This is a genomic window from Nocardioides sp. Leaf285 (assembly GCF_001422955.1).
Classification (GTDB): Bacteria; Actinomycetota; Actinomycetes; order Propionibacteriales; family Nocardioidaceae; genus Nocardioides; species Nocardioides kribbensis.
Map to the genome: position 1 here is coordinate 41,999 of NZ_LMNH01000007.1, position 18,459 is coordinate 60,457.

Annotated in this window: 14 protein-coding genes; 11 read left to right on the plus strand and 3 right to left on the minus strand. The window is 74.4% G+C overall.

Annotation, left to right across the window (positions count from 1 at the left end; translation table 11 throughout):
* Positions 1 to 81 precede the first annotated feature (81 nt).
* From ASF47_RS20290 to ASF47_RS20315, 6 genes are read left to right on the plus strand one after another with little or no spacing between them, the layout of a single operon-like run.
* A complete protein-coding gene (locus tag ASF47_RS20290; RefSeq protein ID WP_056865862.1) occupies positions 82 to 426 on the plus strand; it encodes a hypothetical protein in 345 nt (114 codons plus the stop codon).
* Complete coding sequence (locus ASF47_RS20295) at positions 423 to 1,163, plus strand: hypothetical protein (RefSeq protein ID WP_056865863.1); 741 nt, start codon at positions 423 to 425, stop codon at positions 1,161 to 1,163. Before ASF47_RS20290 ends, ASF47_RS20295 begins: the two co-directional genes overlap by 4 nt.
* Complete coding sequence (locus ASF47_RS21405) at positions 1,160 to 1,483, plus strand: hypothetical protein (RefSeq protein WP_056865864.1); 324 nt, start codon at positions 1,160 to 1,162, stop codon at positions 1,481 to 1,483. Before ASF47_RS20295 ends, ASF47_RS21405 begins: the two co-directional genes overlap by 4 nt.
* A gap of 10 nt (positions 1,484 to 1,493) precedes the next feature.
* Positions 1,494 to 6,416: an NAD-glutamate dehydrogenase gene (locus tag ASF47_RS20305; protein ID WP_056865865.1), complete on the plus strand. Its 4,923-nt coding sequence runs from the start codon at positions 1,494 to 1,496 to the stop codon at positions 6,414 to 6,416.
* A 43-nt stretch (positions 6,417 to 6,459) separates the two neighbouring features.
* On the plus strand, positions 6,460 to 8,268 hold the full coding sequence (locus ASF47_RS20310; protein WP_056865866.1) for an ABC transporter ATP-binding protein: 1,809 nt from the start codon (positions 6,460 to 6,462) through the stop codon (positions 8,266 to 8,268).
* Positions 8,265 to 10,091 (plus strand): ABC transporter ATP-binding protein, encoded by a 1,827-nt coding sequence (locus tag ASF47_RS20315; protein WP_056865867.1) that lies wholly within the window; start codon positions 8,265 to 8,267, stop codon positions 10,089 to 10,091. The genes ASF47_RS20310 and ASF47_RS20315 overlap by 4 nt, the downstream gene beginning before the upstream one ends.
* A 12-nt stretch (positions 10,092 to 10,103) precedes the next feature.
* On the opposite strand, the gene ASF47_RS20320 is transcribed toward ASF47_RS20315, so the two are convergent.
* Entirely contained in the window at positions 10,104 to 10,493 is a 390-nt protein-coding gene (locus ASF47_RS20320; protein WP_056865868.1) for a tautomerase family protein, read from the minus strand.
* Between the two features lie 86 nt (positions 10,494 to 10,579).
* On the opposite strand from ASF47_RS20320, the gene ASF47_RS20325 reads away from it, so the two are divergent.
* Complete coding sequence (locus ASF47_RS20325) at positions 10,580 to 11,992, plus strand: amidase (protein ID WP_056865869.1); 1,413 nt, start codon at positions 10,580 to 10,582, stop codon at positions 11,990 to 11,992.
* A 9-nt stretch (positions 11,993 to 12,001) separates the two neighbouring features.
* Positions 12,002 to 12,856 carry an SDR family NAD(P)-dependent oxidoreductase gene (locus tag ASF47_RS20330; protein WP_056865870.1) on the plus strand — a complete coding sequence of 285 codons (855 nt, stop codon included), beginning with the start codon at positions 12,002 to 12,004 and terminating at the stop codon, positions 12,854 to 12,856.
* Here the strand turns inward: ASF47_RS20330 and ASF47_RS20335 are convergent.
* A complete protein-coding gene (locus ASF47_RS20335; protein WP_056865871.1) occupies positions 12,853 to 13,617 on the minus strand; it encodes a sulfite exporter TauE/SafE family protein in 765 nt (254 codons plus the stop codon). The two genes, ASF47_RS20330 and ASF47_RS20335, sit on opposite strands and share 4 nt — an antisense overlap.
* Positions 13,614 to 14,336 carry a FadR/GntR family transcriptional regulator gene (locus ASF47_RS20340; protein ID WP_056865872.1) on the minus strand — a complete coding sequence of 241 codons (723 nt, stop codon included), beginning with the start codon at positions 14,334 to 14,336 and terminating at the stop codon, positions 13,614 to 13,616. Before ASF47_RS20340 ends, ASF47_RS20335 begins: the two co-directional genes overlap by 4 nt.
* A 105-nt stretch (positions 14,337 to 14,441) precedes the next feature.
* On the opposite strand from ASF47_RS20340, the gene ASF47_RS20345 reads away from it, so the two are divergent.
* Genes ASF47_RS20345 through ASF47_RS20355 form a run of 3 tightly spaced genes read left to right on the plus strand, consistent with a single transcriptional unit; the run spans position 14,442 to position 18,456 of the window.
* Complete coding sequence (locus ASF47_RS20345) at positions 14,442 to 15,770, plus strand: SLC13 family permease (protein ID WP_056865873.1); 1,329 nt, start codon at positions 14,442 to 14,444, stop codon at positions 15,768 to 15,770.
* Positions 15,771 to 15,787: 17 nt separating this feature from the next.
* The gene (locus tag ASF47_RS20350) at positions 15,788 to 17,023 is read left to right on the plus strand and encodes a CaiB/BaiF CoA transferase family protein (protein ID WP_082500575.1); all 1,236 of its coding nucleotides are present in this window, start codon (positions 15,788 to 15,790) and stop codon (positions 17,021 to 17,023) included.
* A complete protein-coding gene (locus ASF47_RS20355; protein WP_082500576.1) occupies positions 17,020 to 18,456 on the plus strand; it encodes a carboxyl transferase domain-containing protein in 1,437 nt (478 codons plus the stop codon). Before ASF47_RS20350 ends, ASF47_RS20355 begins: the two co-directional genes overlap by 4 nt.
* Positions 18,457 to 18,459: the final 3 nt, after the last annotated feature.

Below are 18,459 nucleotides of genomic sequence, written 5' to 3' on the forward strand. Positions count from 1 at the left end.
CTCCCGTTTCAAAGCCCGCCCCCGCCGGGCACCTGGAGGGGGCCGGCGCACCGTGCGCCGGCGGGGAGCGGGAGGTGGGTCATGACGGGTGGACCGGAGATCACGAGCTGGGCGGAGACGTGGCGGGTGCCGCGTCACCTCGCGGTGCTGGCCGAGCAGGAGCGCGCGGTGAGCGACTACGCCCGGGAGTGGGTGGCGCGGCGCGACGGCTTCGAGCCGAGCCCGGTGTGCGTGCTGCGGCCCCTGGCCGAGGCCATGGACCTCGTGTCGGCCGCCTTCGACGCGCTCGACCGGCGCTTCGCGGCGGTCTGGGCCGACGCGGTCGACGACGTGGAGTCGGCCCTGGCCGGGCTCGAGGCCGCCGACCTCGACGCGTCGGCGTCGGCCGCGCTCGTGCACCGCGACGTGGCGGGAGCGGGGGCGTGAGCGGCCCGGTGCTGCTCGACCCGGTGCTCCTCGCGCCCGGGGAGAGCGACCCCCAGCGCCGCCACGACGCCGCCTTCGAGTCGTGGGACGCCGCCTTCTCGGCCATGCGCGACACGATCAACCTGGGGGTGCGCGCCCTCAACGGCGTGGGCGCGGGGCTGCCCGAGCTGCCGGGCGGCAGCCTCGAGGAGCTGGTCGTGCTGCCGTTGAGCGGCGACTACACCGCGATCCGGCAGAACGCGACGGCCTGCGTGACCACCGGGTCGGCGTGGGCCGCCTGGGCCGGCAACCTCGACCGTCTCGCCGTGCACGTCGCGCTCGGGTGGAGCGGGCTGGCCGGGGCCGCCTGCGCGGCACGGATCGAGGGGCTCGCCCTCGCCGGCCGCGCGGTGGGCGCCGTCGTGGAGCGCGGCGCGCTCGTGCTGGAGGAGGTCGCCGACGTCTCCGAGCGGCTCGGGGTCGAGGTCGAGCACCTCGTCGTCGAGCTCGGCAAGGCCATGGCGCGGCTCGTGCGCGCGCTGCTCAGCCGCGCCTCCGGACCGGCCGGGTGGGCCGCCCTGGCCGCCGAGGTGGCGATGAAGGGGCTCGACGCGATCACCGACCTCGTCGACGACGTCCGGCTCGTGGTCGACCTGGTCCAGCGGTTGCTGGAGCTCAAGGAGACGGTGCCGGTCTGGGCCCGCCACGTGGGCGACCGGCTCGCGCTGCTCGCCTCCCTGCCCGACCTGGTGCCGTGAGCGGCTCGCAGGCCGACCGGCTCCTCGCCGCCGCGCTTGAGCGGTCGGGTCGCACCCTGCGGCGCGCCGCGGAGCTCGACCGCGGTGTCCCGCGGCCGGTGCTCGGTGCGCTGGAGCGCGCTGCGCGCGGCGGGACGCTCGCCCAGCGGCGCCACGCGGCCTCGGTCGACCGCGGTGAGACCACGTGGGAGGCGCTGTGGCGCGACCCCTGGAGCCTCGGGGCGGGCGAGGGCGTCGACCTCGTGCGCGCCGCGGTGGTCGAGACCGCGGTGGTCGAGACCGGGCGGGGCGCGTTGGCCCCACCCGTCCGGGGGTCCTAGGGTCGGTCCCGTGTCAACGACGACGCATGATCTGGACAAGTCCGACCTCCTCGCGAAGGCGACCGACCTGGCCCGGGCCGGGAAGGGCACGGGCGGTCCGCCCCACGACGACGTGGGCGCGCTGCTGGCCGCCTACTACCGCCACGTCGCCCCGGAGGACCTCGCCGGTCGGAGCGAGGCCGACGTCTACGGCGCCCTCGCCTCCCACCACCGGCTGGCCACGGAGCGGCCGCAGGGCACCGCGGCGGTGCGCGTGCTGACCCCGACGCTCGCCGAGCACGGCTGGTCGGCCTCCGGTCACACGGTCGTGGAGGTCGTCACCGACGACATGCCCTTCCTGGTCGACTCCCTCACCATGGAGCTGGCCCGGCAGCTCCACGACGTGCACGTGGTCGTCCACCCCCACTTCGACGTGCGGCGCGACATCACCGGAGCCCTGCAGCACGTCGGCGTCGTCGACGACGGCGCGCTGCAGCCCGACGGCGAGGCCGTGCGCGAGTCGTGGATGCACGTCGAGATCGACCGGCTGCCCCAGGGCGAGACCGGGGAGCAGCTCGCGCGCGACCTGGTCGCCGACGTCCAGCGGGTGCTGCGCGACGTCCGCGAGGCGGTCGAGGACTGGAGCCGCACCCGCGGCCGGATGCTCGAGATCGTCGAGGAGCTGCGCCAGGACCCGCCGCCGCTGGACCCCGAGGAGGTCCGGCAGGGCGCCGAGCTGCTGGAGTGGCTCGCTGACGACCACTTCACCTACCTCGGCTACCGCGAGTACCACCTCGAGACCGTGCCGTCCGAGGGCTCCGCCGGCGGCTCGACCGGCGGCTCGGAGGGCTCGGCCGAGGACGAGGTGCTGCGCGCGGTGCCGGGCACGGGCCTGGGCATCCTGCGCGCCGACCAGGACCAGTCGGAGTCCTTCGCGCGCCTGCCCGAGGCGGTCAAGGCCCGCGCGCGCGAGCGCAGCCTGCTGGTGCTGGCCAAGGCCAACTCCCGGGCGACCGTGCACCGCCCGGCGTACCTCGACTACGTCGGGGTGAAGACGTTCGACGCCTCGGGGGCCGTGGTCGGGGAGCGTCGCTTCCTCGGGCTGTTCTCCTCGACCGCCTACGCCGAGAGCCTCACCCGCATCCCGCTGCTGCGCGAGCGCGCGGCCGCCGTGCTGCGCCGCAGCGGCTACGACCCGCGCAGCTACGCCGGACGTGCCCTCATGGACACCCTCGAGACCTACCCCCGCGACGAGCTCTTCCACACCAGCGTCGACGAGCTGGCGCCGCGCGCCGAGGCGGCCATGCACGCCCGCGAGCGGCGCGCGGTGCGCACGATCACCCGGCGCGACACCTACGGGCGCTACGTCTCGGTGCTCGTCTACCTGCCGCGCGACCGCTACAACACCGCGGTGCGCGAGCGCTTCTCCCAGATCCTCCTCGACCGTCTCCACGGCGAGTCGGTCGAGTTCACCGTGCGGATCAACGAGTCGACCACCGCGCGCGTGCACTTCGTCGTCCACCTGTCCGCCGACGCGGCCGGGGGGAGCGGCGACATCGACGCCGCCGACCTCGAGCGTCGGCTCTCGGAGGCCAGCCGCAGCTGGCGCGACGACTTCACCTCCGCGGTCATCGCGGAGTACGGCGAGGAGGCCGGTGCGCGCCTCGGGCGGCGCTACGTCGACTCCTTCCCGGAGGCCTACAAGGAGGACTTCTCCCCGCGCACCGCGGCGGTCGACCTGCGTCGCCTCGAGGACGTCGAGGGCGAGGAGGGCATCGACCTGTCGCTCTACGAGCAGCTCGACGCCGGCCGCGGCGAGGCCCGGCTCAAGGTCTACCGCGTCGGCGAGCCGCTGAGCCTCTCGCAGGTGCTGCCCATGCTGTCCTCCCTCGGGGTCGAGGTCGTCGACGAGCGCCCCTACGAGCTCGACGGCCTCGACCGGCCGTCCTACGTCTACGAGTTCGGCCTGCGCTACGGCCGCGCCCTGCCCGAGCGGGCGCGCGGCCTCTTCCAGGACGCGCTGCGCGCGGTCTGGGAGGGACGCAGCGAGATCGACGGCTTCAACGGGCTCGTGCTCGGCGCCGGGCTGACCTGGCGCCAGACCTCGGTGCTGCGCGCCTACGCCAAGTACATGCGCCAGGCCGGCTCGCCCTTCGCCCAGGACTCCATCGAGGGCGCACTGCGCGACAACGTCGACCTCACCCGGCTCCTGGTCGCGGTCTTCGAGGCCCGCTTCGATCCCCACCCCGACGCCGGGGCACGCGGGGAGGACGACCTCGTCGCGGCCTTCGGTCGGGCGCTGGAGGACGTCGCCAGCCTCGACCACGACCGCATCCTGCGGTCCTACCTCACGCTGGTCCGCGCCACCCTGCGCACCAACTACTTCCAGACCGTCGACGGTGAGCCCCACGCCTACCTGTCCTTCAAGCTCGACCCGCAGGCCGTGCCCGACCTGCCCCAGCCGCGGCCCCGCTTCGAGATCTTCGTGCACTCCCCGCGGGTCGAGGGCGTGCACCTGCGCTTCGGCGCGGTCGCACGCGGCGGACTGCGCTGGTCCGACCGCCGCGACGACTTCCGCACCGAGGTGCTCGGCCTGGTCAAGGCCCAGATGGTCAAGAACACCGTGATCGTGCCGGTCGGCGCCAAGGGCGGGTTCTACGCCAAGCAGCTGCCCGACCCGGGCGACCGCGAGGCCTGGATGGCGGAGGGGGTGGCGGCCTACACCACCTTCGTCCGGGGTCTGCTCGACCTCACCGACAACCTGGTCGACGGCGTGACCGTGCCCCCGCGCGACGTGGTGCGCCACGACGGCGACGACTCCTACCTCGTGGTCGCCGCCGACAAGGGCACGGCGACCTTCTCCGACCTCGCCAACGCGGTGGCGGCCGACTACGGCTTCTGGCTCGGCGACGCCTTCGCCTCGGGCGGCTCGGTGGGCTACGACCACAAGGCCATGGGCATCACCGCCCGCGGGGCGTGGGTCTCGGTGCAGCGCCACTTCCGCGAGCGCGGCATCGACTGCCAGACCCAGGAGTTCACCTGCGTCGGCATCGGCGACATGAGCGGCGACGTCTTCGGCAACGGCCTGCTCTGCTCGCCCACGACCCGGCTGGTGGCCGCCTTCGACCACCGCCACGTCTTCCTCGACCCCGACCCCGACCCCGCGACGTCCTACGCCGAGCGCCGTCGGCTCTTCGACCTGCCGCGCTCCAGCTGGCAGGACTACGACGCCTCCCTGATCTCCGAGGGCGGGGGCGTGTGGTCCCGGGGCCTGAAGTCCGTGCCGGTCAGCCCCCAGGTGCGGCGGGCGCTCGGACTGCCCGACGACGTGGACCGGCTGACCCCGGCCGAGCTGATGCGGGCGATCCTGCAGGCCCCCGTCGACCTGCTGTGGAACGGCGGCATCGGCACCTACGTCAAGGGCTCGCAGGAGACCCACGCCGACGCCGGCGACAAGTCCAACGACGCCATCCGCGTCGACGGTCGCGAGGTCCGCGCCCGCTGCGTCGGCGAGGGCGGCAACCTGGGCCTGACCCAGGCCGGCCGCATCGAGTACGCCCAGCGCGGCGGCGACGGCTCGGGCGGGGCGATCAACACCGACTTCATCGATAACTCCGCCGGCGTCGACACCTCCGACCACGAGGTGAACATCAAGATCCTGCTCGACCGGGTGGTGGCCGCCGGCGACCTCACGGGCAAGCAGCGCAACGCCCTGCTGGCGGAGATGACCGACGAGGTCGCCTCGTTGGTGCTGGCCGACAACTACGAGCAGAACCTCGCCCTGGCCAACGCCGCCGACCACGCCGCCGCGCTGCTGCACGTGCACGAGGACTGGATGCGCCGCCTGGAGCGCGACGGCGTGCTCGTGCGCGAGATCGAGGGCCTGCCCTCGAGCGCCGAGGTGCGCCGGCGCCTCGACGCCCGGGAGGGCCTCACGGCGCCCGAGCTCTCGGTGCTGCTGGCCTGGACCAAGATCGTCCTGGCCGAGGAGCTGCTCGAGTCCGACCTGCCCGACGACCCCTACCTCGCCCACGACCTGGAGGTCTACTTCCCGACGCCGATGCGCGAGCGCTTCGCCGCGCAGGTCGCCGACCACCCGCTGCGACGCCAGATCATCGTCACGCAGGTGGTCAACGACCTGGTGAACGGCGCCGGCATGACCTTCTGGCCCCGCCTGGGCGGGGAGACCGGCGCGAGCGCCGCCGAGCTGACCCGGGCCAACTTCGTGGCCCGCGAGATCTTCGGCTCCCTCGACCTGCGCGAGCGGCTCGCGGCCCTCGACACCCGCATCGACGCCGGCGTGCAGACCCGGGCCCGGCTGGAGATGCGCACGCTGGTCGAGCGGGCCTCGCGCTGGCTCGTGGTCAACCGCCGCCCCCCGCTCGACTCCTCGGCCACGGTGGAGCACTTCCGCGATCCGGTGCAGGCGACGATGGCGGCCCTGCCCGACCTGCTCACCGGGCGCGAGCTGCAGGCCTTCGAGGACCGGCGTGACCGGTTGGTGCGCGGCGGGCTCGACGAGGAGCTCGCCTCGCGCGTGGCCGGTCTGCAGCCGGCCTACACGCTGCTGGGCGTGGTCGACCTCGCCCTGCGCGACGGGCTCGACCCGGTCGAGGTGACCCGGGTGCACGTGGCCCTGGGCGAGCGGCTCGGTCTGCCGGTGCTGGTCGACCGGATCCTGGACCTGCCGAGGCACGACCGGTGGCAGACCATGGCCCGGGCCGCCCTGCGCGACGACCTCAACGCGGTGCACGTGCAGCTCACCGGTCAGGTGCTGGCCGCGACGTCGGGGGAGGAGTCGGCCACCGCCCGCATCGGCTCGTGGGAGGACGGCGACGAGGTCGTGGTCTCGCGGGCCGCGGCCACGCTGCAGGAGATCTGCTCCGACGAGAGCGCCGACCTGGCGCGGATGTCGGTCGCGCTCCGTGTCGTGCGGGGACTGCTGGCCGGCTGACGGATTGGCCCGTTGTCGGCGCCCGCGCCTAGGCTGCTTGACGATGTCAACTGTTCTCGGGCCGTCCCCCGCCGAGGCCCCGGCGGGGGCCGCCGCGCCGCCGCCGGCCGACGTGCGCTCGCTGCTGCGCCTGGCGCCGTACCTGCGCCCGCACGTGGTGGCCCTGACCATCATGCTGCTGACCAGCCTCGGGGTGGTGGCCCTGTCGATCGCGGTGCCGCTGGTCACCAAGGCCCTCATCGACGGGCCGATCACCGAGCGCGACGCGGGGGCGATCCTCCCGCTCGGCCTGCTCGCGCTGGGGCTCGGCGTGCTCGAGGCCGTGCTGGTCTTCTGGCGCCGCTGGGTGCAGTCCAACGCCGTGCTCGGCATCGAGACCGCGATGCGCCACGACCTCTACGAGCGCCTCCAGCGCCTGCCCATGGCCTTCCACAGCCGCTGGGGCTCGGGTCAGCTGCTCTCGCGCGCCACCACCGACCTCTCCGCGATCCGCCGCTTCAGCGGCTTCGGCGTGCTCTTTCTGCTGGTCAACGTCGTGCAGCTGGTCGCCACGACCGCGGTGCTGCTGCACATGTACTGGCCGCTGGGCCTGGTCGTCGCGGCGGCCGCCGCCCCCATCGTGTGGCTGTGCATGCGCTTCGAGAAGGAGTACGTCGTCGTCTCGCGCCGCGTGCAGGACGAGCAGGGCGACCTCGCCACCCTCGCCGAGGAGGGCGCCGTCGGCATCCGCGTCATCAAGTCCTTCGGCCGCAGCGGCCACGTCGGCGAGCAGTACGCCGCGGCCGCCCGCACCCTGCACGCCACGAGCATGGACAAGGTCCGTCTCTCGGCCCGCTTCTGGACCTTCCTCGGCGCGGTGCCCAACCTCGCGGTCGCGGCGGTGCTGCTGCTCGGTGCGATCGGTGTGGGCCGCGGCGCGCTCACGCCCGGCGAGCTGGTCGCCTTCATCACGCTGATGCTCTCGCTGGTCTGGCCGATCTCCTCCCTCGGCGTCATCCTCGCCATGGCCCAGGAGGCGATGACGGCGAGCGCGCGGATCCTGGAGATCTTCGACACCGAGCCCGCCATCGTCGGCGGCACGCGCCGCATCGAGCGGCCCCGCGGCCACCTGCGCCTGGAGCACGTCGACTTCGCCTTCCCCGACGCCCCCGACGAGCCGGTGCTGCGCGACGTCAACCTCGACGTCGCGCCGGGGGAGACCGTGGCCCTCGTCGGTGCCACCGGGTCGGGCAAGACCGCGCTGACCGCCCTGGTGCCGCGGCTGTGGGACGTGACCGGCGGACGGGTGCTGCTCGACGGGATCGACGTGCGCGAGCTCGACCTGGTGCACCTGCGCTCGCTGGTCGCCACCGCCTTCGAGGACCCCACGCTCTTCTCGATGAGCGCCCGGGAGAACCTCACCCTCGGTCGCGCCGACGCCTCCGACGCCGACGTCGCCGAGGCCCTCGAGATCAGCCAGGCGCAGTTCGTCCACGACCTGCCGTGGGGTCTCGACACCCGCATCGGCGAGCAGGGGCTCTCGCTCTCCGGGGGCCAGCGGCAGCGCCTGGCCCTGGCCCGTGCCGTGCTGGCGCGCCCGGCCGTGCTGGTGCTCGACGACACCCTGTCGGCCCTCGACGTGCACACCGAGAAGCTGGTCGAGGAGGCGCTGGGCCGCGTCCTGGGGTCGACCACGGGGCTCGTCGTCGCGCACCGTGCCTCCACCGTGATGCTGGCCGACCGGGTCGCGCTGGTGGAGCACGGCACCATCACCCACGTCGGCGAGCACCGCGAGCTGCTGGCCACCGTGCCCGCCTACGCCCGGCTGCTGTCGGCCGAGGCCTGGGCCGACGACGCGGCGGTGTCGGTGTGAGCGCCGCGACCGACTGGCGTGGCGCGGCGGCCGTCGACGCCGACGAGGCCGCCGAGGCGATGACCGCCGCGCGGCTGGGCGGGGGCGCCCGCCGGCTGCTGGGGGAGCTGCTCGCGCCCTACCGACGGGCGCTGTGGCTGCTCGTCGCGGTCGTCGTCGTCGAGAACGCCGCGCGCCTGGCGATCCCCTACCTGGTGAAGGTCGGCATCGACTCGGGCATCCCGCCCATCCGTCGCGACGACGACCTGACGGTGCTGCTGGTGGTGGTCGGCGCCGTGCTGGGCGCGACCCTGCTCCAGGCCGTCGCGCGCCAGCTCTTCCTGGTGCGCTCCGGGCGCATCGGCCAGGACGTCCTGCTCCAGGTGCGGCGCCGGGTCTTCGGCCACTTCCAGGACCTCAGCCCCGCCTTCCACGACGGCTACACCTCGGGCCGGGTCATCTCGCGCCAGACCTCCGACGTCGACGCCGTCTACGAGATGCTCGAGACCGGCTTCGACGGGCTCGTCACCGCGGCGCTCACCCTGGTCGGCACCGCGGCCATCCTGCTCTTCCTCGACGTCGAGCTGGGCCTGGTGGCGCTGCTGTGCGGGCCGTTCCTGGCGCTGCTCACCAACTGGTTCCGCAAGGCCTCGGCCCGCAGCTACCGCGCCACCCGCGAGAAGGTCGCGCTGGTCATCGTCCACTTCGTGGAGTCGATGGGCGGCATCCGTGCGGTGCAGGCCTTCCGGCGCGAGCCGCGCAACCAGGAGATCTTCGACGACGTCAACGAGCAGTACCGCGCGGCCAACCTCGTCGCGTTCCGTCTCGTCGCGTGGTTCATGCCCGGCATCCGCCTCATCGGCAACGTCACCATCGCCGTCGTGCTGCTCTACGGCGCCCTGCTGGCCTACCGCGGCGACGTGACCGTGGGCGTGCTGGCCGCCTTCCTGCTCTACCTGCGCCAGTTCTTCGAGCCCATGATGGAGATCTCGCAGTTCTACAACACCTTCCAGTCGGCCTCCGCGGCGCTGGAGAAGCTCGCCGGGGTGCTGGAGGAGGAGCCCGACGTGCCGGAGCCGACCTCACCGGTCGCGCTGCCCACCGCCCACGGGGAGCTGCGCTTCGACCACGTGCGCTTCGCCTACGTCGAGGACCGCCCGGTGCTGCCCGACCTCGACCTCGTCGTGCCGGCGGGCCAGACCCTGGCGCTGGTCGGCACGACCGGCGCGGGCAAGACCACCCTGGCCAAGCTCGCGACCCGCTTCTACGACCCCACCGGCGGCCGGGTGCTGCTCGACGGGGTCGACCTGCGCGACCTGACCTCCGACACCCTGCGCGACCACGTCGTCATGGTCACCCAGGAGAGCTACCTGTTCTCCGGCACGATCGCCGACAACATCCGCTTCGGGCGCCCGGGGGCCACGATGGCGCAGGTGGTCGAGGCGACCACCGCGCTGGGGGCCCACGACTTCATCGCCGCGATGCCCGACGGCTACGACACCGACGTCGCCAACCAGGGGGGTCGGCTCTCGGCCGGCCAGCGCCAGCTGGTCGCCTTCGCCCGGGCCTTCCTGGCCGATCCCGCGGTGCTCATCCTCGACGAGGCGACGTCCTCGCTCGACGTGCCCTCCGAGCGCCTGGTGCAGCAGGCGCTGCGCACCGTGCTGGCGGGCCGGACGGCGGTGATCATCGCCCACCGGCTCTCGACGGTGGAGATCGCCGACCGGGTCCTGGTGATGGAGCACGGACGCATCGTCGAGGACGGCGCGCCCGGCGACCTGGTCGCCGGCGGCACCGGGCGCTACTCCGCCCTCCACGACGCCTGGGTGGAGTCGCTGGCCTGAGCGCGGCGCGGGTCAGAGGCCGCCGTCGAGGAACTGCGCCCTGCCCTCGCCGAAGGACCAGTCCTCCTTCTCGTTGGCACTCACCGAGACGATGAGGTCCTGCGGGCGCACCGCGCAGTGCTCCTCGAGCCGGTCGGCGAGCGCCCGGTAGAGCGCCTGCTTCTGCTCGGCGTCGCGGCCCTGCTGGAAGACCTGCACGACGACGATGCCGTCGGTGCGCTCGTAGCCCAGCCCGGTGTCCTCGGCGATGATCTGCCCGGCCGGGTGCTCGGTGACCACCTGGTAGCGGTCGCGGGCCGGCGCGGCGAAGACGTCGAGCATCACCTCCTGCACGACGTCGGCGAGGCGCCGCAGCTCCTCGGGGGTGCGGCCGGCGGTGACGTCGATCCTGACGAGCGGCATGGGTCTCCTCGGGGTGGTGGGGTCGGCGGTGACGGGTCGTGCCCGAGTCAAGCAGCAGGCCCCAGGGTCGGGTCTAGGGTCGGGTCATGGACGAGCGCAGGGGCGTCGACGAGCACGACGCGGTGGCGGTGGCCGAGCGGGTCGCCTCGGGACGGGCGAGCGCGCGGGAGGTGCTCGAGGAGAGCCTCGCGCGGGTGGCGCGGCTCGACCCGCCGCTCAACGCCTTCTCGGTCGTGCTCGCCGAGGCGGCCCGCGCCGAGGCCGACGCGCGCGACGCGGCACAGGCGGCGGGGGAGCCGCTGGGGCCGCTGCACGGGGTGCCGGTGGCGGTCAAGGAGGAGCTCGACGTCGCCGGCGCCGTGACGACGTACGGCGGCGAGGCCAACTCCGCCGCGGCGCCGGCCGACGCGGAGCTGGTGCGTCGGCTGCGCGAGGCGGGCGCGGTGGTGGTCGGCAAGACGACGATGCCGGAGTTCGGTGCGTTCCCGTTCACCGAGGGCGCCTCGCGCGGGCTGACCCGCAACCCCTGGGACCCCTCGCGGACCCCGGGCGGGTCGAGCGGGGGCACGGCGGTGGCGGTGGCGACGGGCATGGTGCCGGTGGCCGTCGGCGGCGACGGTGGCGGGTCGATCCGCATCCCCAGCGCCTGCTGCGGGCTCTTCGGCCTCAAGCCGCAGCGCGGGCGGGTGACCGCGGCGCCGCAGCCGCACCTGTGGTGGGCGCTGGGCACGACCGGCCCGCTGGCCCGCAGCGTCCGGGACGCCGCGCTGGTCTACGACGTGGTGCGCGGCAGCCTGCCCTCCGACCTCCACCACGCCGGGGAGGCCGGGTCCTTCGTGGAGGCGGCCGGCCGTGCTCCGGGACGGCTGCGGGTCGGCTGGTCGGTGCGACCGGTCACCCGTGGCGTGCGCCCGCACCCCGAGCACGTCGCGGCCGTCCACGACACCGCGCGGCTGCTGGCCGACCTGGGCCACGAGGTGCGCGAGGTCGACCCGCGCTACCCCGACCCGACCGCTGCCTTCGTGCCGCAGTTCCTCGCCGGCATCCGCTCGGAGGCCGAGCTGGTGCAGCACCCCGAGCGGCTGGAGCGTCGCACGCGCGAGACGCTGCGGCTGGGGGCATGGGTGACCCCGCGGGTGCGGGAGGCCGCCCTGCGGCGCACCCGCACCGTCTCCGCCCTGGCCAACCGGGTCTTCGAGGGCGACGGCGCCGTCGACGTGCTGCTCACCCCCGCCACGGCCCACCGCCCCGCCCGGGCCGGAGTCCTCGACGGCCGGGGCACGGTGGCCAGCTCGCTGCTGGCGCTGCCCTCGATCGCCTATGCCGCGCTGTGGAACGTCGCGGGCAACCCCGCGGCCGCGGTGCCGGCGGGGCTGGCCTCCGACGGGCTGCCCCTGGCGGTGCAGCTGGTGGGCCGCACCGACGACGAGCCGACGCTGCTGAGCCTCAGCGCCCAGCTCGAGGCGGCACGCCCCTGGTCGTTCCCGCCCGCGCCCTAGACTCCGCGGGTGCTGCTGACCACGCCCGTCTCCCGCGTCCGTCGTCTGCTGGGCTTCCCCAGCCCCCTGGCCGACCGGGTCGTGCTCGTCACCGGCGCCTCCTCCGGCATCGGCGAGGCCACCGCGGTGCAGGCCGCCGCGAAGGGCGCCACGGTGCTGCTCGTCGCCCGTCGTGCCGAGGAGCTGGCGCGCGTGCAGGGCGCCATCGAGGCGGCCGGCGGCCGGGCCGCGACCTACCCCTGCGACCTCACCGACCCCGACGCCGTCGACGCCCTCGTCGCGCAGGTGCTGGCCGAGCACGGCGCGGTCGACCACCTGGTCAACAACGCCGGTCGCTCGATCCGCCGCTCGCTGCGCCTGAGCCACGACCGGCTGCACGACGTGGAGCGCACGATGGCGGTCAACTACCTCGGCCCGGTGCGGCTGACCATGGGCCTGCTCCCCGCGATGCGGGCCCAGGGCTTCGGCCACGTGGTCAACGTCGTGACCTGGGGCGTGCAGGTCAAGGCCCCGAAGTTCTCCGCCTACATCGCCTCCAAGACCGCCCTCGACACCTGGGGCCGCATCGCCGGGCGCGAGACCTACGCCGACGGCGTCGCCTTCACCGCCATGCGCTTCGCGCTGGTCCGCACCCCGATGATCGCCCCCACCGAGGCCTACGCCGGCCGGGGGGAGACCCCCGAGCGGGCCGGCGCGCGGGTCGTGCGGGCGCTGGAGGACCGCCCGGTCACCGTCGACACCCTCGCGGGCCGGCTGGGCGAGATCGTCACCATCGCCGCCCCGCGGCTCTCCGACGCGGTGTTCTCCCTCGTCGACGCGCGCTTCCCCGACTCCGCCGCGGCGCGCGGCTCCGACCGCCCCTAGACCAGCAGCCCGACGGCGGCGGCCACGCCCGCGGCCACGACCAGGGAGCGCAGCACGGTCGGCGGCAGGCGCCGGCCGATGCGGGCGCCGACGTAGCCGCCGCCCACCGAGCCGAGGGCGAGCAGCCCGACCGCGGTCCAGTCGAGGTCGGCGACCACGACGAAGATCGCGCCGGCCACGAGGTTGCCGCCCATCACCGCCAGGGTCTTCAGGGCGTTGAGCACGCGCATCTCCACGTCGAGTCCCAGGCCGAGCACGGCCATCGCCATCACCCCGGAGCCGGCGCCGAAGTAGCCGCCGTACACGCCGGTGAGGGCGCAGAAGACGCGGGTGGTGCGCGACATCGCGGTGCGGTCCACGGGGGTCCCGCCGTCGTGGCGCGACCGCATCCGGGCCGAGAGGCGCGGCTGGACGCCCACCAGCAGGCACGTGAAGAGGATCAGCCACGGCACCACCGCCCCGAAGACCTCGGCCGGCAGGGAGAGCAGCAGGAAGGCCCCGGCCACCGCGCCGGTGCCGCAGGCCAGCAGCACCGACCAGGTGAGCCGCGGGTGCACGCGCAGCTCCGCGCGGTAGCCCAGCGAGCCGCTGACGGCGCCGGGCAGGAGGCCCACGGTGTTGGAGGCGTTGGCCACCACCGGCGGCAGCCCGACGGCGAGCAGCACCGGGAAGCTCAGCAGCGACGCCACCCCCACCGTCGAGGTGAGCACGCCGGCCCCGAGGCCGGCGGCCAGCACGGCCAGCTGCTCGAGCCCGCTCACCGCTCCTCGTCGCGCAGCACGGCGACGTCGCTGACCATCTCGACGTGGCGGTGCATCGCCGCCGCCGCGGCGACGGGGTCGCCCGCGGCGATGGCGTCGGCGATGGCGCGGTGGCCGGCCAGGGAGTCCCGCGGGCGCCCGGGCTGGGAGAGCGACTCGATGCGCGACTCGCGGACGAGGTCGCCGATCTCGCCCATCAGCCGGGCCAGCAGCAGCGAGTGGGCGGCCGCGGTGACGGCGCCGTGGAAGCGCTCGTCGCCCTCCACGCCGCGACCACCGGCGGCGATGTCGGCCTCCATGGCGGCCAGGGCGTCGTGGATGCGCGCCAGGTCGTCGTCGGTGCGGCGCGCCGCGGCGAGCGAGGCGATCTTGGTCTCGAGCGCGTCGCGCGTCTCGAGGATCTCGGGCAGCCGGTCGGCGTGGGCGCGGATCGCGTCGGTGATGCGGGTGGTGGCCGGCACGCCCGGGGAGCCCGGGGAGCCGGTCACCACGGTGCCGTCGCCGTGGCGCACCGCGACCACCCCGATGACCTCGAGGGCCACCAGGGCCTGGCTCAGCGTCGCGCGGCTCACCCCGAGCCGGGTCGCGAGCTCGCGCTCGGGCGGCAGCCGGTCGCCGGCCACGAGTCCGTTCTCCTGCACCCACCCGGTGATCTGCTCCGCCACCTGCTCGTAGAGCCGGGTGCGGGCGAGGCGGCGCGGGAAGGCGGCGTCGGACATGCGGCCAGCGTATTGACTAATGGGTCATTGGGCTATTGGCTAGGCCACTGAGCCAGATGTGATCGCGGTCACCGGGACCGCCGGGGCTCGGGAGAGAGGGACCTGATGGGACCGGAATGGGTAGCGATCATCGCGCTCGTCGCGTTGTTCGTGATCGGCACGCTGCTGCCGATCAACATGGGAGCGTTGGCCTACGTCGCCGCGTGGTTGGTGGGCATGTACGCCCTGGAGCTCGACGAGAAGGAGATCCTGGCCGGGGTCAGCGGTGACCTGATCCTCACGCTGATCGGCGTCACCTACCTGTTCGCGATCGCGAGGAACAACGGCACCGTCGACCTCATCGTGCGCAGCGCGGTCAGGGCCGTGGGCGGGCGCGTCGCGCTCATCCCGTGGGTGATGTTCTTCGTGACCGCGCTGCTGACCGCGATCGGCGCGGCCAGCCCGGCCGCCTGCGCCATCATCGGCCCGATCGCCCTCGGGTTCGCCGGTCGCTACCGGATCAGCCCGCTGATGATGGGCATGTTCGTCGTCCACGGCGCGCAGGCCGGCGGGTTCTCGCCGATCAGCATCTACGGCATCATCACCAACTCGGTGATGGAGGACGCCGGTCTGCCGTCCAACGAGATCGTGGTGTTCCTCTCCAGCCTGATCGTCAACTTCCTGCTCGCGGTCCTGCTCTTCGCCGTCCTCGGCGGTCGCGAGCTCGTCAGCCGCCGCATCGACGCCGACGAGGCCCAGGGGCCCGACACCCTCACCGAGGACCTCCACCGCGGCGGCGCCTCGATCCCGGCCCGCGGCACGGGCACCACCACCGCGACGCCGACGCAGTCGCTGGGCGTGCGCAGCGACCAGGTGCTGACGCTCATCGCCTTCGTCGCGGTCGCCGTCATCGCGCTGGCCTTCGACAAGAACATCGGCTTCGTGGCCATCACGGCCGCGGTCATCCTGGCCATGCTCTCGCCCAACCAGCACAAGGACGCCGTCAAGCAGGTCGCCTGGCCCACGGTGCTCCTGGTCGCGGGCGTGAGCACCTACGCCACGATCCTCACCACCGCGGGCTCCCCGGAGTTCGTCGGCACGTGGGCCGCCGGCCTGGGTGCGGCCGCGCTCGGCGCGCTGATCCTCTGCTACGTCGGTGGTGTGGTCTCGGCCTTCGCCTCCTCCACGGCGCTGCTGCCGGTGATCATCCCGATCGCGGTGCCGCTCATCGCCGACGGCGGCATCAACGCCGCGCTCTTCGTGGCGGCCCTCGCGGTCTCCTCGACCATCGTCGACGTGAGCCCGTTCTCGACCAACGGCGCCCTGATGCTGGCCAACCGGCCCGACACCATCAGCGAGCCCGTCTACTACAAGCAGATCCTGACCTACAGCGTGATCGTGGTCGTCCTCGGACCGCTCCTGGTCTGGGCCGCGCTCGTGCTGCCGCACTGGTGAGAGGGACGACCACACCGATGACCGACCAGACCCCCGACCAGACCCCCGGCCGGACCCCCGGTGCCGGCCCCAGCGGCACCCCCCTGGCCGACGTGCTCGTCGTCGACCTGACCCGCGCCCTGGCCGGCCCCCACGCCACGATGATGCTGGGCGACCTCGGCGCCCGCGTGGTCAAGGTGGAGACCCCGCAGGGCGGCGACGACACCCGCGGCTGGGGCCCGCCCTTCGTGGGCGAGCCCGACCAGCGGCAGTCGACGTACTTCCTCTCCGCCAACCGCAACAAGGAGTCGATCGCCCTCGACCTCAAGGACGACAGCGAGGGCGGCGACCGCGAGGTCCTGCTGCGCCTGGTCGACCGCGCCGACGTGCTGGTGGAGAACTTCCGCACCGGCGTCCTCGAGCGGCTCGGCCTGGGCATCGAGGAGCTGCAGCGGCGCAACCCGCGTCTCGTGGTGCTCTCCATCACCGGCTTCGGCCACGACGGTCCCGAGGGCGGGCGGGCCGGCTACGACCAGATCGCCCAGGGCGAGGCCGGCCTGATGTCGCTCACCGGCTCCGGGCCCGACGACCCCCAGCGGGTCGGCACGCCCATCGCCGACCTCCTGTCGGGCATGTACGGCGCCTACGGCGTGCTGGCCGCCCTCAACGAGCGCCACCGCACCGGGCGCGGCAGCGTCGTGCGCACCTCCCTGCTGGCCTCGCTGGTCGGCGTGCACGCCTTCCAGGGCACCCGCTGGACCGTGGCCGGCGAGGTCGGCCGCGCCCAGGGCAACCACCACCCCTCGATCTCGCCCTACGGCCTGTTCCGCTGCCGCGACGGCGCGGTGCAGATCGCGCTGGGCAGCGAGGGCCTGTGGCGCCGCTTCTGCGCCGGCTTCGGACTCGACCCGGAGGCCGAGGGCCTGGCCACCAACCCCGAGCGCGTCGCCGTGCGCGAGCAGGTCGTGGCCCTGGTCGAGTCGGTCTTCGCCGACTGGGACAGCGAGCCCCTGCTCGCGCGGCTGGCCGAGGTCGGGGTGCCGGCGGGCAAGGTCCGCACCCTCGACGAGGTCTACACCTGGGACCAGACCCTCAGCCAGGGGCTGGTCGTCGACGTCGAGCACTCCACGCTCGGCACGGTCTCGCTGCCCGGCCCGCCGCTGCGCTTCTTCGACAGCGACGGAGCCGAGGTGACCCGGCGCGACCACGCCGCGCCGCCGGTGCTCGACGAGCACGGCGCCGCCCTCCGCGCATGGCTGGAGGAGGAGGCGTGAGCGAGCGCTGGACCGCGCACCAGCTGCTCGCGCTGGTGCTCGACGACGGCTCCTACGAGTCGTGGGACGCCCCCATCGACATCTCCGGGCACTCCGCCGGCTACCGCGCGGCGCTCGAGCGCGCCGCGCAGAAGGCCGGCACCGACGAGTCGGTGGTCACCGGCCGCGGCACGATGCACGGGCGGCCCGTCGCGGTCGTGGCCAACGAGTTCGGGTTCCTGGCCGGCTCCATCGGTCGCGCCGCGGCCGACCGGATCGCCTCCGCCGTACGCCGCGCCACCGCCGAGGGGCTGCCCCTGCTCGCGACGACGGCCTCCGGCGGCACCCGCATGCAGGAGGGCACCCCCGCCTTCGTGCAGATGGTCGAGATCTCCCGCGCGATCATGGCCCACCGGGCCGCGGGGCTGCCGTACCTCGTCTACCTGCGCAACCCCACCATGGGCGGGGTCTTCGCCTCCTGGGGCTCGCTGGCCCACGTGACGGTCGCCGAGCCGGGCGCGCTGGTCGGCTTCCTGGGCCCGAAGGTCTACGAGGCCCTCAACGGCGAGCCCTTCCCGAGCGGTGTGCAGACCGCGGAGAACCTCGCCGACCGTGGCGTCATCGACGCGGTCGTGCCGGCCGAGCAGCTGCCCGCCCTGGTCGACCAGGCCCTGGCGGTGCTGGTCGACGCCCCCGACGAGCCGGCGCTGCCGCGCCGCACCGGCGAGCCCGACCCCGACGCCTCGGCCTGGGCCGCCATCGAGCGCACCCGGGCGCCGGGCCGCGCGGGGGTGCGCGACCTGCTGCGCCACGCCGGGTCGCGCACGCTGCGCCTGCGCGGCACCGACGAGGGCGAGCACGACCACACCGTGATCGTCGCGCTGACCCGCCTCGACGGCCAGCCGTGCGTCGTCGTGGGCCAGGACCGCACGCGCCAGACCCCCGCCACCCCGATGGGGCCGGGCGCGCTGCGCGAGGCCAGGCGCGCCATGCGGCTCGCCGAGGAGCTCGGCCTGCCGCTGGTCACCGTCATCGACACCCCGGGCGCGGAGCTGTCCCAGCGTGCGGAGGAGGGGGCGATCGCGGGCGAGATCGCCCGGTGCATCGCCACGATGACCACCATGACCGTGCCCACCCTGTCGGTGGTGCTCGGCCAGGGCTGCGGGGGAGGGGCGCTCGCGCTGCTGCCCGCGCAGGTGGTCGTCGCAGCCGAGAGCGCCTGGCTCTCCCCGCTGCCCCCCGAGGGCGCCAGCGCGATCGTGCACCGCGGCGACACCGGCCACGCGGCCGAGATGTCGGAGCACCAGCAGGTCCGCGCCGTCGACCTGCTGCGTGACGGCACGGTGCACCACGTCGTGCCCGAGCACGCCGACGACGACGCGGCGGCGCTGGCGCGCGCGGTCGCCGCGGAGTGCTCGGCCCGCCTCCGGGACCTGGTGGCGGGCCGGGGCTGAGCC

Coding starts and splice junctions, on each gene's coding strand:
- ASF47_RS20290 (WP_056865862.1), top strand. CDS start 82: ATGACGGGTGGACCGGAGATCACGAGCTGGGCGGAGACGTGGCGGGTG.
- ASF47_RS20310 (WP_056865866.1), top strand. CDS start 6,460: ATGTCAACTGTTCTCGGGCCGTCCCCCGCCGAGGCCCCGGCGGGGGCC.
- ASF47_RS20320 (WP_056865868.1), bottom strand. CDS start 10,493: ATGCCGCTCGTCAGGATCGACGTCACCGCCGGCCGCACCCCCGAGGAG.
- ASF47_RS20325 (WP_056865869.1), top strand. CDS start 10,580: ATGGACGAGCGCAGGGGCGTCGACGAGCACGACGCGGTGGCGGTGGCC.
- ASF47_RS20340 (WP_056865872.1), bottom strand. CDS start 14,336: ATGTCCGACGCCGCCTTCCCGCGCCGCCTCGCCCGCACCCGGCTCTAC.
- ASF47_RS20345 (WP_056865873.1), top strand. CDS start 14,442: ATGGGACCGGAATGGGTAGCGATCATCGCGCTCGTCGCGTTGTTCGTG.
- ASF47_RS20350 (WP_082500575.1), top strand. CDS start 15,788: ATGACCGACCAGACCCCCGACCAGACCCCCGGCCGGACCCCCGGTGCC.